Annotated in this window: 12 protein-coding genes; 3 read left to right on the top strand and 9 right to left on the bottom strand. The window is 47.6% G+C overall.

Annotated elements, in window-relative coordinates:
- Window positions 1-63: 63 nt before the first annotated feature.
- The 6 genes from OEL83_15440 to OEL83_15415 all read right to left on the bottom strand — a co-directional run bounded on the left by OEL83_15440 (window position 64) and on the right by OEL83_15415 (window position 5,589).
- The gene (locus OEL83_15440) at window positions 64-822 is read right to left on the bottom strand and encodes a DUF2807 domain-containing protein (GenBank protein MDK9708436.1); all 759 of its coding nucleotides are present in this window, start codon (window positions 820-822) and stop codon (window positions 64-66) included.
- Window positions 788-1,147, bottom strand: a complete 360-nt coding sequence (locus OEL83_15435) for a hypothetical protein (protein ID MDK9708435.1) — start codon at window positions 1,145-1,147, stop codon at window positions 788-790. The genes OEL83_15440 and OEL83_15435 overlap by 35 nt, the downstream gene beginning before the upstream one ends.
- A 59-nt stretch (window positions 1,148-1,206) precedes the next feature.
- Window positions 1,207-1,986, bottom strand: a complete 780-nt coding sequence (locus OEL83_15430) for a hypothetical protein (protein ID MDK9708434.1) — start codon at window positions 1,984-1,986, stop codon at window positions 1,207-1,209.
- Window positions 1,987-2,120: 134 nt separating this feature from the next.
- The gene (locus OEL83_15425) at window positions 2,121-3,629 is read right to left on the bottom strand and encodes a hypothetical protein (protein MDK9708433.1); all 1,509 of its coding nucleotides are present in this window, start codon (window positions 3,627-3,629) and stop codon (window positions 2,121-2,123) included.
- Between the two features lie 54 nt (window positions 3,630-3,683).
- On the bottom strand, window positions 3,684-4,037 hold the full coding sequence (locus OEL83_15420; protein MDK9708432.1) for a hypothetical protein: 354 nt from the start codon (window positions 4,035-4,037) through the stop codon (window positions 3,684-3,686).
- Between the two features lie 145 nt (window positions 4,038-4,182).
- The gene (locus OEL83_15415) at window positions 4,183-5,589 is read right to left on the bottom strand and encodes a hypothetical protein (GenBank protein MDK9708431.1); all 1,407 of its coding nucleotides are present in this window, start codon (window positions 5,587-5,589) and stop codon (window positions 4,183-4,185) included.
- Between the two features lie 1,211 nt (window positions 5,590-6,800).
- Here OEL83_15415 and OEL83_15410 point away from each other — a divergent pair.
- The 3 genes from OEL83_15410 (at window position 6,801) to OEL83_15400 (ending at window position 9,801) form a co-directional block, all read left to right on the top strand.
- Window positions 6,801-8,135, top strand: coding sequence for a replication-associated recombination protein A (locus OEL83_15410; protein MDK9708430.1), 1,335 nt, complete (start codon window positions 6,801-6,803; stop codon window positions 8,133-8,135).
- Between the two features lie 183 nt (window positions 8,136-8,318).
- Window positions 8,319-8,660 carry a PilZ domain-containing protein gene (locus tag OEL83_15405; protein ID MDK9708429.1) on the top strand — a complete coding sequence of 114 codons (342 nt, stop codon included), beginning with the start codon at window positions 8,319-8,321 and terminating at the stop codon, window positions 8,658-8,660.
- Between the two features lie 280 nt (window positions 8,661-8,940).
- On the top strand, window positions 8,941-9,801 hold the full coding sequence (locus OEL83_15400; protein ID MDK9708428.1) for a hypothetical protein: 861 nt from the start codon (window positions 8,941-8,943) through the stop codon (window positions 9,799-9,801).
- 9 nt (window positions 9,802-9,810) lie between these two features.
- Here the strand turns inward: OEL83_15400 and amrS are convergent, their stop codons facing one another.
- From amrS to OEL83_15385, 3 genes are all read right to left on the bottom strand, one after another.
- Window positions 9,811-10,848 (bottom strand): AmmeMemoRadiSam system radical SAM enzyme, encoded by a 1,038-nt coding sequence (gene amrS, locus OEL83_15395; protein ID MDK9708427.1) that lies wholly within the window; start codon window positions 10,846-10,848, stop codon window positions 9,811-9,813.
- 39 nt (window positions 10,849-10,887) lie between these two features.
- A complete protein-coding gene (locus OEL83_15390) occupies window positions 10,888-11,643 on the bottom strand; it encodes an arginyltransferase (protein ID MDK9708426.1) in 756 nt (251 codons plus the stop codon).
- Between the two features lie 91 nt (window positions 11,644-11,734).
- Window positions 11,735-14,782 carry a phosphoenolpyruvate synthase/pyruvate phosphate dikinase gene (locus tag OEL83_15385; protein ID MDK9708425.1) on the bottom strand — a complete coding sequence of 1,016 codons (3,048 nt, stop codon included), beginning with the start codon at window positions 14,780-14,782 and terminating at the stop codon, window positions 11,735-11,737.
- Window positions 14,783-14,913 lie beyond the last annotated feature (131 nt).

Genomic DNA, 14,913 nt, shown 5'->3' with positions numbered 1-14,913 from the left:
AACCGCCCACCCCACCATTATCTTAAATGATTTTCGATCGTATACATTATATACCATATCCTTTCATTCTTCAGGCAAACATTCACTCGCATCAGAAGTCTTCACCTTTACAACTTGAGGCTGACCTAAATAGTGAATTTCGCTTGCGTCACTGCCTTCACCGGTGAGTTTCTTAGAGGCATTGACCCGGGCTGAAGCGGCATCGCTGATTTTTATCCCCACGGTTTCCGCCAAAAGCTGCGATGCATCGAGTTCTGTACTGTCTTGCAATATCAAATCAACATCTTTTACCTTGCCAGAAAGAGTCATTGAGCTCGCACCCCGAAGATCTACAGAGAGCTTGCTATTTACCGCAGTATTGCAATTAACCACCAATTCACTGCTGCCATCAGCTGAAACGGATACCAACTCAACAAGAGAAATATCAGCCTTAAATGAGTTGGCAGTGCAATACGAACCCAGCGTTGAAAGGTGTAATTTGCCGTTTTTTGTTGTAGCGGATATCAATGAATGAAGATTATCGTCGGCAGTAATCGAAAGGCCGGTACTCTGCCCGCAATTAATACTAACGTCAAAGACCCCATCAACCACAATACCCTTGAATTGTTCAACAGGCAGTTTCTTTTGCGTAAGCTTACCGCTACCCTGCAAGCAGTTGCCACTAACGATCTTCCCTGTATTCACCTGATTATTGGAGCCAATATTGATCTCAACGGCCTCTACCGGAAAAACAAGTAACAAGCTCGCCAACGAAAGCCCCAACATCACAGAAAATCGAGGAAGAAGCTCACTGAATGGCATTGAATGGTTTTTTGAGATCATTTTTTGCTATCTCACTTTTAGGAACATCACCGTAGGTCCTAATATAAACTGTTCGCGTTTCGCCTGATACCGTATCCAATACGAAAGCCCCGACCACACCACTTTTGCTGTCGAGTTGCGTCGCCCACGAGGAGATAGCATATCTCCCAAAATTCAAGGTAGTATTGTTGCTATTCTGGTATTCGGTAGCAGCCCCTAAAAGAAAACTCACAACAGCAAGACTCAAAACCCCCAAGGAAAAATACAACACTCTTTCCTTTAATGTTTTTTTTTGGTTTTCCATAGTCTGATCAAAAAGTAGTAAGAAGAAATCTTCCTCCGGCAACGGGAAGAATCTCCTTCCCGCTGCCAACCATAAAAATCACCCTGACACACCAAAATCAATTAGAGCTGCTTATTGGGTGCCGGTGCACCACCCTCATCATTTGTCACCTTTTTCTGGGCAGTTGAAAAATCATCGATGGCTGCACCATGCCCTTCCACTTCAACAAAATCTGTCGCGCCTGGTATTTTTGCTCCCAGCAGTTCTTCAATATCCTTAACATTTACTTTGAATTTCACATAGGCGTTCCCCTCCTGATCCCAGCCATAATCTACTAAATCAGCGAGATAGGTCGTCGCCATCACCTTTACTTTCACCACATCAGAACTCAACATGTAGTTTTCGACAGTTGTTTGGCTTTCAAGAGTGAAGCCAACCACAGTCTTTACCAGGTTTTTATAGCCATCTAATTCAGCCGCTCGCAATGCCTTGATTGGCCCGGCGTTTGCTGGAGTCGATGTGGCAAAACCTACCCTTTTAAAAGTTTTGCCTTTGAGACTCAGCACCTGACCATCAATATTGGTAATCTCATCGAGACTAATCGAAGCTGTAGCCTGGGCAATATCTTTTTCGGCATCATAAATAACCTCATCAATTTTAATGCCTTGTATATCAGCGGCGGTTTTCGATTCGGTCTTGCCGACAAAACTTGCGGCGATCATATCAATGACCTCCTCACTTGATCTAATTTTCAGGCCGTATACCGATTCTACAATGGCACGTTCAGCCAAAACCCTGGCGGCCCGGGTTGACATTATCTTCTTGTTGCCCGCCCAAGCGGTGCCGGTAACCGTGAACACCACAACCAGTATCGCCAGAATAATTTTATTTTTTGATAACATGACCGTCGACTCCTCTAGTATCCTTGATTAACAAAATGCAGTTCAGAACCTCAGGAATTCTAACTCTTGCTTAAGAGCTAGAATTTCGCGAAGGTACTTATCCTCCCTTTTGGCGATACGTTCAGAAAACGCTATTACCAGTCTTCAGCTGTAAGTTGGCGACCAAACTTCTTAGGTTTCGCCGCTGCAGCAGCCGCAGCCGCAGCCGGTGGAGAAACAGCAACCGGAGTTGGCGTGGCGGTCCCAACGGGTGCCTGGATAGTAGCAGCCTGTGCTGTTCCCCGCTTCGCGGCAGGTTCCGCTGCTGCCTGAACCTGAGCAACCTCTTGTGGCTGTACCGCTTGACTGGCTCTTACCTCTCCACCATTCGATGGTGCTTGTTTTTGGGCGACCGCCTGTGGTGCCTGAGCCTCCACTGCTTTCTTTTCAGCTCGCGCAGCAGCTTTTCGCTCTTCCGGTTCTTTCATTTTTTGCATCTTGGCAAAATACTCGTTCATCTTCTGCCGCTTCCCTAATGCTTCCCGCGTTACTGGAATGGTCAGGTACAGCTTGGTAAACAATGCCTCACTGATGCCATTCGGATCCGCAGAACCAAGGGCAGGATCAAAAGTCTGTAAGGCTGCCACGGTTTTGCTGTCCATTCTATTGTTTATCGACACATCATAGCCGTGCAAGGTAAGCCACTGCTGGGCGGCGCCGACACGGTCTTCGCGACCCATTCGGTGATACGTCTCAGATATTGAATCAAGAACGGCTTTATCCGGTGTGACATCATCCCCCATCAGCCGCCAATAGGGCAGGGCCAGATACTTGCCGATCATCTGAATCATACTGACCTGAACGAGCACCCTGACAGCCTCATGTCGCCCCTGAACCTTTTTAATCGAGCCCTTCAAGCCAAAGGTCGGTCCAAACAGAGTGATACCGACCTCTTCTTCCTTGAGTCCTTTATAGACATCCATACTGTTGGTTGTGGACATTCTTGGAATACCTGCCAGGCTTTGAAAGTCCTTCAGATTAAAATCCAAAGTAATCCGAGCCTTTCCGGATTTCGAGGTGTCTCCATAGCTGGCTCCGACTGTTTTGGAAGGAAGCCAGTTCGGCAAACCGCGGAAATCGACCTCGGCATCCGCATTCGTCCCTTCACCCCTGGTTTCAAGCCCTCGGTCAAACTCCGTTATACCACCCGTTATGACAACATCAGGAATGGCTTTATTATCAAAGCTGCTATAGCCGGAAACCATCTGGTTCTGAATATAAGAAGGGTTGTATTCAATGAACCGGACATTGCCACCGATGGAATTAAGAGTGCTCTTCATAATTTCCGTGATGTTTCGCTGTATCTCCCCACCACTGGTGACCGACGTTCCGGTTTCATCGGCAATATCTTGACTCTGCACCTTCATAAGTCCGGTGTCGTAAATCTGCGACATCAAGCCAAGATCGAGAAGAGCCTGAGTATAGCTTGTTACCTTCTCTACAGGTGCGCTTTTTTCCAGCTCAATATTAACATTCTTCGGATTCATTTCGCCGCATGATGATAGCAAAACAAGAGCCAGACCCGACATAAAAACATACAAACCAACCCTGGCTTTAGCAAAACGAAAAGACTGACAGGCCACCACAGCTTTGTTCAGTTTCATATTTAGTTGTCCAATATGTTGAGGAATAGCATTAATCCAAACACGCCCGATCACTTACTCAGAAATATTCGTCTTAGGGCCTTTGCTTTGATCGATAATATAAATATCTCCCTTTACTTTACTCCCAGCACCCATGACCACACTGTTCATGTTTGCACCGCCTGTCTTACCTGACACATCGTCTTTGTTGCCTTTAATAATATTAGCCTTGCTCTTGGCATTCATAACAATAAATTTAATGTTTTGGTCCGGCTTCCCCATCTCGTCATACTTATCAATGCCATCTTCAGTAAATTTGGAAATACCGTCGTCCAAATCCGCACTTGTCCCGCCTTCAGCCAAAACTAGCCCCGGCAAAGCTACAAAGGAGGAAATTGCCATCAGGAAAAAAACTTGTGTAGTTTTCATATCGTGTCTCTCGTTTGGCATAAATATACTTGAAAATCTAGGTAACTGTCACCAAAGGATCTATCTTTCCACCAGGAGCCTTCCTCACGAATCTTTTAATGATAAGCAATAAAAGGCTCCTGATGTTTCCCACAAAACGATTCAGTTATTCTACAGTAACCGAACCCATACTCGCCTCATTGCCTTTACCGATGGCAATATTCGCGGCTTGTTTAACGTCAGATTTATTGGTAATAACACCTGTTTTACCAACATTAGCGTTCTTGAGGTCAATAGAACCCATGTTCGCCTTGTTGTTTTCGCCAATGGCGATATTAGCAGCCTGCTTGACAGTGGAGGTGTTGGAAACCTTGCCATCAACCTTGGCATTTTTCATGTTGATGGAGCCCATGTTAGCTTCGTTGCCTTTGCCAATAGCGATATTGGCAGCCTGCTCAACAGTTGATTTATTGGTTACCGATCCGGTTTTACCTATCCCGCCACCTTCCATATTTACAGAGCCCATATTGGCTTTGTTATTCTCACCAATGGCAATGTTCGCGGCCTGCTTAACCGTAGAGGTGTTGGTTAATTTACCATCAACGTTGGCATTCTTCATGTTGATAGAGCCCATGTTCGCTTCGTTACCCTTGCCAATAGCGATGTTGGCAGCCTGCTCAACAGTTGATTTATTGGTTACCGATCCGGTTTTGCCTATCGAACCACCTTCCATGTTCACAGAACCCATATTGGCTTTGTTATTCTCACCAATGGCAATATTTGCGGCCTGTTTAACATCAGAAGTGTTGGTCAATTTACCGTCAACCTTGGCATTTTTCAAATTAACGGAACCCATGTTGGCTTCGTTGCCTTTGCCGATGGCGATGTTGGCGGCTTGTTTCACATCGGACTTATTCGTCACCACACCAGTCTTGCCAATAGAACCACCCTCCATGTTCACGGAGCCCATATTGGCTTTATTATTCTCACCGATAGCAATATTTGCGGCCTGCTCAACTTTAGAGGTATTAGTCAACTTGCCATCAACTTTAGCGTTTTTCATGTTGACGGAACCCATGTTGGCTTCGTTACCTTTACCGATAGCAATATTCGCGGCTTGTTTCACGTCTGATTTATTGGTGACCACACCGGTCTTCCCAATCGAACCGCCTTCCATACTGACAGAGCCCATATTGGCCTTATTGTTCTCACCAATGGCTATATTTGCAGCCTGCTCAACTTTAGAGGTGTTGGTCAACTTGCCATCAACCTTCGCGTTCTTCATGCTGACAGAACCCATATTGGCCTCATTGCCTTTGCCGATGGCGATATTGGCAGCCTGCTTGACATCTGATTTATTTGTTACAACACCCGTTTTACCTACAGTTGAGTCCTTAATACTGACAGATCCCATGGCAGCCTTATTGTCCTCGCCAATGGCAATATTGGCAGCCTGCTCAACCGTCCCGGTATTGGTTACTTTGCCATCAATTTGAGATGCGGCCCAACAACCGGTGGAAATACCCATCGCCATTACCAAACCCAGTGCGCTAACTACCAGTGTTTTTTTCATGATGTGTGCCCTCTGTTTTATATGTTTTGGTTAATTGCTCAACGATACACATATTCCCGACAATAATACTACTGAGTTTTTATTTAAGCGTGCCCTCCCGTTGCAATATTTATATTTTGCCCAAAACTCACAGGCGATCCCAACTGATTAACTAATCTTAGTTTTTATCAACAAAACTCCATCGGCATCATTTCCCTGAATCTCATTATCCATATCTACCTTAACGGTCCGAAAACCAATGCCGGCATTCACCACAACGCCTTCCTCTGCTCTTTTGTTCAAAGTGCCTCAACTTGGTTGAATTTGATATTGTTGCCGGCGAAACTCACCACCGCATCACTGAATATTGTATCTTGAACCGCTACTGATCTCAGTATTGCAGCATTAACAACTTTGTCTAGCTTGGTGGGACTGTTCGGAACAACCTTTTTGATATTCGATTCGGATTGGGGAGACCGCGAAAAAAGAAACAGAAGAGAGAGTGGGCGCAATACCACATTAAAACCAGATGCTTTCCGCACTCTTCGGCAAGAATCCACCCGCATACCCCCACCACCTTATCTAAGTGTTTTCCCCGCGTGATAACGCAAGCCACATCATACACGGCGCGTTTAATAATTATAACTCAACCGCCCTCCTACATCAAGGTAAGCAGAAAAAATAATCCGGTGCGCATAAAGTTATATATTACTATATTTACGAACATTTATCAGTTATCTCGCCTCCTTTATTATTTCAGCAAATGCAAGGAAAGAAGGATTTGACGGCGTCAGCAAGCATTTTCAAAACCATCAAAGCAGTTGCCCTGGTCTATTCTACACATACTTCTTCTTTTTGTTTGGAGGTTTAGCTTAAAGACATTGCTGGCAAATTCGATTTTTCCACAGGTATGCAAATTGCTTCACCATGCGTTTTCCCTCCTCTCATTCATCATTTGCCATGCAGCACTTATAAAATTGCCAGAATTCCCCGTGAAACGAGCATTTTTCAAAAAAGATGCATAGTATTTAATAGTTCACTTTTAAACGTCACTCTCTTCCCATAATAACAGATGTTTGCCTATAACCTCTTGGGAACCCATAATTTCCTCTCGACTGTTTTCCATTACATATTACTGTAGAGTCTGACAAAAAAGCATTGCTTCGGTTATTCGAACAAGCCAGATATACTTGCAGCACCCCATCCTAACAAAGCGCTAAGACGAGGCAGCCATGCGACAAGTTTCAGTTTTCGAGGAAACCGGCCATTCACCGGAAGTACCACTAGCGGAAAAAGCGCGGCCAATAGAAATTGAAGATCTCTTTGGCCAAGACCAGCTCCTCACCCCCGGCTTCTCACTTCGCCAGATGATTGAGAACGATCAATATGGCTCCTTCATTCTTTGGGGGCCACCGGGCTCCGGCAAGACCACCATCGCCAGGCTCATTGAAAAAAAAACCAAACACACCTTCTGCTCCTGCAGTGCCGTACTCAGCAAGATAGCCGAAGTAAAAGGCCTTATGGAGAAGGCGGCACACCGTCATTCTTATGAAAATCGCAAAACGATAGTTTTTGTTGATGAAATACACCGATTTAACAAAGCTCAACAGGATGCCTTTCTACCCTATGTTGAGTCAGGTGCAGTAACGCTTATAGGGACAACCACCGAGAACCCATCTTTTGAGGTTATCCCAGCCCTTCTCTCCAGATGTCACGTATTTGTCCTTGAACCATTGTCTGTAGAAAATCTACACAAAATACTCCACCGTGCAGTATCCTTGGTTCCCAAACATCTGACATGTGAGGGCCCTGTTCTTCAGTTCATCGCGGAAAAAGCCGGAGGTGACGCTAGAAAGGCTCTAAACGATTTGGAAATGGTTTGTAGAAATGCCGAGACAGGGGACACTATCACCTTAGAGGCCATGGAAAAGGCCACCAATACCAGATGTTTGTTCTATGATAAAAACGGAGAAGAACATTACAATTTGATTTCAGCATTTCAGAAATCTATCCGCGGCAGCGATCCCCAGGCTGCTCTGTATTGGCTTGCGAGAATGCTGGAAGGTGGCGAGACACCTTTATATCTCGCCAGAAGATTGGTGCGAATCGCCTCGGAAGACATAGGCCTTGCCGACCCCCAGGCACTGGTACAATCTTTGGCGGCAAAAGATGCAGTTCATTTCCTCGGGATGCCGGATGCGGCAGTTGCACTCTGTCAGGCAACGGTTTATCTCGCCACCGCCCCTAAAAGTAACGCCCTGGAAACTGCATACCTAGCCGCCAAGGATGACGCTGGAAAAACGAGTCACCTAAAAGTACCTTTGGCAATTCGCAATGCCCCGACCAAACTTATGGAAGACCTAGGCTATAACAAGGGGTATCGCTATTCTCATGATTTTGACAATCATTACAGCTATCAAAAGTATTTTCCCGATGCCTTTCCGGAAAAAGCTTACTATTCCCCCTCACCTTTCGGGTTCGAAAAAGAGATACAAAAGCGACTCGATTGGTGGAAACGCCTGAGAGACGCTCAACTGCAAGAGAAAAATGACCCGCCAAACGACTAACCATCGGGATTTCCTAACATTTTTCTTGCGCCGCATTCCTGACCACAAATAATCGCACAACCACCCTTGTTTTTTCCAGAGAACCAGATACACTTTCCTCAGGTTTTGCTTAACGGTTGTCTGTGATTCTGGTCTTCGTTATGTGTGAAGAAACATTTTTCTACCACAAGGAAACGAAACAAAATGGAAAAACGACGGCATCAACGAATGGAAATCAACAACTTGGACGTGGATATTTCGGATGGTTTGGGTTTTTTCAGCGGCACGATTAGTGACCTTTCCCGTTTCGGAATGAAGGTTGAAAATATTTCAAAGCGGTTCGATGACAATGCGAAGCGCATTTCAATCGTTGTTACCGGCAAGGGGAAAAACTTCAAGATGAAGGCAAGACCAAGGTGGAGCGTTCGTCTGCCGGCCTGCAAAATGGTTGGTATCGAAATCACCAACGCCCCCTGGGGATGGACCGAATTTGTAATGAATTACGAACCACCAAGGGACGATGTGTGGGGAGATATCTCTATCTAACCACAAGCGGGAAGAGCGGTATTTTTCTTCACTTTCTGAAAAGTCATCTGTTTGCGTTCAATCAGCTCAATTGGCCGGACAGCCGTCCGCGTTCATCGCGCATCGCGGGAAGAAATGCCGAAGACGAGGCTTTTGTCATAGAAATAAGGCAAAGCCATTGTTCTATCCAATACAATCCAAAAATATTTCCAGTAAAATTGCCATTGCCATCAATTTGTGGTAGGAACAAGACCCATTGCGCACCTTAAGTTCTCCTATCACACACCCTTCCAAAGAACCGATGAACTTTCTATACAAGTATATTACCTATATTTTCGATCCCTTACATCACCTTTGGGAACACGAAAAGATCGATAAAAAGATCTCCATTGCTCTCGTACTTTTTTTTCTGCTGAGCTTGATATGCATTGAGCTCAATCGCCGTGGCCTTCTCCCCGCTGCTCTTGCCCCATCTATTCCTAGAAATCATTTCTTTGCTGTACAAGGTGCCTTTACCGTCGTTCTCATTATCGAGGTCATCAGCCTCATCTTCACCATCCCCTGTTCTTTCAGCCGGTCTGTCGGCAAACAATTTGAAATTCTTTCTCTCATTCTGCTTAGAAATGCCTTTAAAGAATTGTCCTATTTCCCGGAACCAATCACATTTGCCGGCAATCAACAGGCGGTATTACGTATTCTCTCCGACGGATTTGGTGCACTGCTGATATTTGCCCTGCTAGGGTATTACTATCTCATACACCATCGGGCATCCGACGAGAAAATGCGCCCGGGAGATCTCTATGGCTTCGTTGCTGCAAAAAAGGGGATAGCCCTGGTTCTCCTGACTATTTTTACAATGATGGGAATCTTCAATGTTTTTGCTACGATCCGGGGTACAGCAGGCAGTGACTTTTTCCACGAATTCTACACACTGTTGATATTGACGGATGTCCTTGTCGTTCTCATTTCCCAGTGTTTTCAACCATCTTTTTATGCCGTTTTTCGCAACTCGGGTTTTGCCTTGTCGACCCTAATAATCCGCCTGGCCCTGGCAGCGCCACCTTTCTATAACGTATTGCTTGGAATCACGGCGGCACTCTTTGCAATCCTCCTCACCTTGGTCAGCCGGACTCTTTTCCTCAAGAACTCCGGGACAAAATAACCATCACGGCTACCGCCAAACACCGTTGATATATGTCCCACATTGTGGGCAAGCCCCAGCAATAAGCCGATTGGCCGCTACCCGAAAACCTTTTCGCGAGATCACTACAAGGCCACAGCCCGGGCAATAGGTATCCTCACCTCCGGACCCCGGCCTGTTGCCCGTATACACATAGTGCAAGCCTTGATCCAGTCCGATGGCCTGAGCCCTCCGGAGAGTCGCCTCCGGCGTAGGTGGGGCTGCCATGCGGTAGGCAGGGTGATATCCGGAAACATGCCAGGGAATAGAAGGATCGATCTTTGCCAAAAAGGATGCAATGCCCTTGAGCTCTTCATCGCTGTCGTTTAAACCCGGAATAACGAGAGTCGTCACCTCAACCCAAATCCCGACATCCCTGCAAAGGCCTATTGCATCCAAAACAGGCGACAACCGCGCGCCGCAGATTTTTTTATAAAAGTCGTTACTAAAAGATTTTAGATCGATATTTATAGCGGTCAGCACCATTGTTAGCCGCGCAATAACCTCTTTTGTCATGTACCCGTTGGATACAAAGACGTTCTTTAGCCCACCGGCAGATGCCGTCAAACAGCAGTCATAGGCATATTCGAAGAAGACTGTCGGTTCGACATAGGTGTAACTAACCGATTGACATCCACCGGCCAAGGCCAAAGCAACTATCTCGTCGGGACTTCTGTAAGTTCCTGAATTATCGACAGCCATATCGCGGGACACTTGAGATATGCCGGCATTCTGGCAATGCATGCAGCGGAAATTGCACCCAAATGTGGCAATTGAGTAGGAAAGACTTCCCGGCAGCATATGAAAAATCGGTTTCTTTTCGATCGGATCGATATGCTCGGCAACCACCCGCCCGTAGACGAGGCTGTCGATCCGGCCCTTTCTGCCGATCCGTACGCCGCATATGCCCCGCTGGCCATCCCGCAGGCAACACTGATGGGCGCAGAGGCCGCAGCGCACAGTTCCATCGCCCTGTGCCTCCCACCACTGTCTCGCCCCCGAAGGATTTAGCTCATTATTATTTGTCATCTCTGCAAGTTACCGTAAACGATCAACCATCTTTCTCGACTACCCCTTCCGCTGCCAATTGTTGTCAACAAGCAGATAGTGTGGATGAAAACTCCCTTTATAGCTCATCGCCGGAACAGGGGGAATAAAGTAGCCAAGGTAGAGAAACTCAATATCCCATTCCCGGCACAATTCAATAAGACAGAGGATATTGTAGGTCCCGAGGCTTCTCTTCGATTCATCGGGATCGAAATAAAAATACACAGCGTTCATCCAATTGTAACCAATATCGATAATCGCGCTGCCAACCAGCCGCCCGTCGACGCGATACTGCAATTCGGCACTGTTAACAATACTATTGACAAAAAAGTCGCGGAAATAGCCAATAGCCGTATTGTTTTCTCGGGGATACCGGGTCTGCAGAAACTTCTCGCAGAGAAGATACTCTTCTCGTGTCGGCTGCAAGGGCGAGAGAGCCTTCACAACATCCTGATTCCTGGCAAGGGTTCTCCTCTGATTGCGGTTGGCCGAAAACTCCTCGGGGTGCAGACGAATGGGGATACAGGCTGCACACTCGCGGCAGTACATATTATAGAGATTATTGCCGTTCCGCCGGTAACCGGCGGCCAGAAACAGCTCCATGGCCCGATCGCCAAGCGGTGCGAAGGTTGCCTGGTGAAAAGTCGCCGTGTAGGGCAAACCGTAGGGACAGGGTATGTCAATGTCGATGAATAGGTGCTGTACCCGTGCATGCAAGGAGCGAAACTCCCTCCTGCAACGATCGTCGTATTCGCAGCTCACACCTTCTTCGATCATCTTCCTCGCCTGGCAATTCATGTTGAGACCATCTGCAAAATTTCTATTTTAAAAGCCAACATCGCGAAAACCCAATCAGCACAAAACCGCTTCAATGCTGATCGATGCCTTCAGCAAATGCTCCATGGGTTTCATCTCCCTCCACCTTCGCAACTCCATCCTCTCCGGCGGAGTTCTTGTCCTGACACAACAACACACTCTCGGCGCGAATACCGTCACACTTCAGAATAAAGGGATGGCGGAGGCGGATGTGGCGGATATATTTTTTTTCTTCCTCTATGGGTTGACTGAGAAGCCAAGCCCAATCGAAGAAATCAGTTCTCCGATCCTTTGCCCGGCTGACACTTTCATTCAAGGTCAGATAGGGTATGCCGAGGGAAGTAATATTTTGAAAGAAATGCGTCCCCTGGGAAGGATCAGCCTTGATCTTGCTGTCGCTGATCTCAATAATTGCTGCCACTCCGGAGATGTCGGCCCATTGTACCGGGATCCCCAAAAATGGATCAGCCGACCCCCATCTGCCTGAACCGATAAGCAGAAACGGCGTCTTGTCGCGCCGGAGTTTGCGATTCATCGCGCCAATTTCTTCGGCCATTTGCCGGGTCCTGGCAATATCGAAGGTATCCTGCCGAACATAAATGATGTCGGCAATATTTGTGTAACACCCATGACCCAGCGAGGTACTGACGAAACAGAAGGCCTGTTGCACCTCATGATCGCTGATCTGCACATCGGCCATCTCGCCACCGGTCACCATCGGCCGTATCTGCAAAAAATACAAAACCGATTTGCCCAATTCCCGGTTGAGATGTACGGCAAATTCTATCTCAACCTCCCCGCCCATACCGGCCTTGCCGATCTTCAGCAGTTCGCTGAGTATCTCTGGCAGCGGATAGCCGGAGTATTTGAGAATCGGCGCAAAGGTCATGATCTTCGGACCCGGCAGGCTGGCATCCCGCACCCTGTCTTCCTCGGCAATGTAGGTCGAGGCGAGCATGGTCACCGGCATCTCCGCTTCCGCATCCTGAATATTGCGCAGCACCAGGTTGGCATTTTTCCGCTGCAGACAGCCCTTTGGCGTCATATCCAGTGCGTAAAATTGCCTCTGGCTGGATTTCAACATATTGTCGACGCTTGCAAACTGTACCAGTTTCTGCGCCCTTGCCGGAGAAAACCACAATGACTTTTCCCCTTCAACAACCGTTTTGCCAACTCCCAATGCGATATGGACAATTCCCTCGTCGGCACGCATATCCATTACCGGATAAAAGTTCCGCGACTGGGCAACTCCCGAGATCGCCGGATACCAATAATCTCCATAATGGCCCCCGGCCACCTGTTGGATGATCACCGCCATGGAGTCTTCCCGGGCACGTCCGGCCACCCGGGTAAAGGCGATGGGGTTCTCAAACCAGGTTGAGGCATAGACAAGCTTGACGGCGCTTTCCAGTTGGCTCAGCCGCTCATTGAAATCAGGGTGATTATTGGCCAGGAAATAGGTGGAATACAGTCCGGCATATGGCCTAAAATGGCCGTCTTCAAGAAGAGAAGAGGAACGAACGGAAAGGGGTTTGTCAAACCTTTGAAGAAATGCCCGCAGTTCCTGTCTGAGCCAGGCGGGCAGGGGTGCATCAAGAAACATATCGGCAACCTGCTCATCTGGGACCAAGTGGTTGATATTGAGGTTATTCTCCTCTATAAAGGCATCAAAACCGTCGGCGGTGATGACACAGGTCTTAGGAATGGTCACCGTATGGGTGCTTAATACCGAATCCTTGCGTTGCACCCCCTGCAAACACGCCCACATAAAGGCAAGCCCCCTCGCCTTGCCGCCCATCGATCCCCCGCCGATCTTCACGAAATCCATGATCTCTTCATCATAGTCCGCGGCGGAAAACTTGGCCACCACCCCCTGCTGGCGTAATTTTCGCAGGGTGCGCACCTTATAGATCAGATCTTCGCGGATACTTGCCAGGTTATCGATATTCAGCACATAGTCCTTATGAAGACGGCGCGCCAGGGTAACCTCCGCCCTGGCCATGACCCAGTTGGAAAAATGGTTTCTAAGGGTATGGTATCGCAGCGATTCCTCTGGGATCACCCGCAGTTGTTCTTCAAATTCCTGAAGATTTGCCGCCGAGCCGATAGCGGTTTCATTGGGCAGACGAAAAATGAAATCACCGAACCCCAGGTGCTTGAGAAAAAAACCATGCACTTCATCTCTAATGGTCGGAGAGTTTTTATCGATAAAGATCGCCGGGATCACCTCTGCCAACCGGCGATTGCGATTTTCGGTTGAGACCATGAGAAGGGGTAAGTCCTCGATTTCACTTCGGACGAAACGAAGAAAGTTAATCCCGGCCTCATTATCCAAAACCCCGTTCCGGCGAAATCTGGCATCGGAAATTACCCCAAAAACGTAGGGTTTATACGCCTGGTAAAGGGCCATGGCCTCTTCATAGTTGGTGGCCATGAGGATTCGCGGCCGGGCCCGCATGCGGAGAATCCGGTGCCGTTCATTGAGGCTTTCGTCCAGCACCGATTGGGTTTGCCGCACCACCTCACTGTAGATGAGGGGAAGGAAAAGGGAGCGGTAAAGAGGAGAATCCTCCACATAGATAATAACCCTGACCATGGCCTTTTTCGTGTCACCATCGACATTTCGATGATCCTCGACATTCTTAATAATGGCGAGCAACAGGTCGGCCTCACAGCACCAAAGAAAAATCTTGTCGATCCAGCCGCTGTCGACCTTTTCCGGAAAGGTCGAACGAATATTGTGGGCGACAAGGATAACCGGCAGATTAGGATTGACCTTCTTGATAGCCGCCCCGAGGCCAAAGGCATCCATTCCCCCTAAATAGGGCATGGTGATAACGAGGTCGAACTTCTTCCTGTCGAGAAGATTCAAGGCCTCGGTTGCGGTGGAGGCACGGGTAATTCTGGGAGGTTTGCTGAGATTAAGTCCATGGTATTCATTGATAAGCCGGGTTGCCAGGCTGCCGTCTTCTTCCATGATAAAGGCATCATAGAGGCTGGAGACGAGAAGAATCTCCTGCACCTTAAACGGCATGAGATCGTGGAAGATTTTAAAGTGCGGATCAAAATCGGCGAGTACCTCGTTGGAATCAAGCAACATGGCTGCCCCTTTCCCTGTGGCAAATGAAGTGCGAGTCTTGCGGCAGAGTCCGTCGTCAGCCGTAGATATATTGTATATTTGTTTTCACAAAAAGAAAATGGTCCGAACTTTTTCCCAAGAGCCTCCCATTT

The sequence above is a fragment of the Desulforhopalus sp. genome, from assembly GCA_030247675.1.
Taxonomy (GTDB): domain Bacteria; phylum Desulfobacterota; class Desulfobulbia; order Desulfobulbales; family Desulfocapsaceae; genus Desulforhopalus_A.
Note: the sequence above shows the minus strand (reverse complement) of the source record. Positions and strands in the feature narration are given on the sequence as shown.

Coding starts and splice junctions, on each gene's coding strand:
- OEL83_15420 (MDK9708432.1), bottom strand. CDS start 4,037: ATGAAAACTACACAAGTTTTTTTCCTGATGGCAATTTCCTCCTTTGTA.
- OEL83_15390 (MDK9708426.1), bottom strand. CDS start 11,643: ATGATCGAAGAAGGTGTGAGCTGCGAATACGACGATCGTTGCAGGAGG.
- OEL83_15415 (MDK9708431.1), bottom strand. CDS start 5,589: ATGAAAAAAACACTGGTAGTTAGCGCACTGGGTTTGGTAATGGCGATG.
- OEL83_15400 (MDK9708428.1), top strand. CDS start 8,941: ATGAACTTTCTATACAAGTATATTACCTATATTTTCGATCCCTTACAT.
- OEL83_15385 (MDK9708425.1), bottom strand. CDS start 14,782: ATGTTGCTTGATTCCAACGAGGTACTCGCCGATTTTGATCCGCACTTT.
- OEL83_15425 (MDK9708433.1), bottom strand. CDS start 3,629: ATGAAACTGAACAAAGCTGTGGTGGCCTGTCAGTCTTTTCGTTTTGCT.
- OEL83_15430 (MDK9708434.1), bottom strand. CDS start 1,986: ATGTTATCAAAAAATAAAATTATTCTGGCGATACTGGTTGTGGTGTTC.
- OEL83_15410 (MDK9708430.1), top strand. CDS start 6,801: ATGCGACAAGTTTCAGTTTTCGAGGAAACCGGCCATTCACCGGAAGTA.
- OEL83_15405 (MDK9708429.1), top strand. CDS start 8,319: ATGGAAAAACGACGGCATCAACGAATGGAAATCAACAACTTGGACGTG.
- amrS (MDK9708427.1), bottom strand. CDS start 10,848: ATGACAAATAATAATGAGCTAAATCCTTCGGGGGCGAGACAGTGGTGG.
- OEL83_15440 (MDK9708436.1), bottom strand. CDS start 822: ATGATCTCAAAAAACCATTCAATGCCATTCAGTGAGCTTCTTCCTCGA.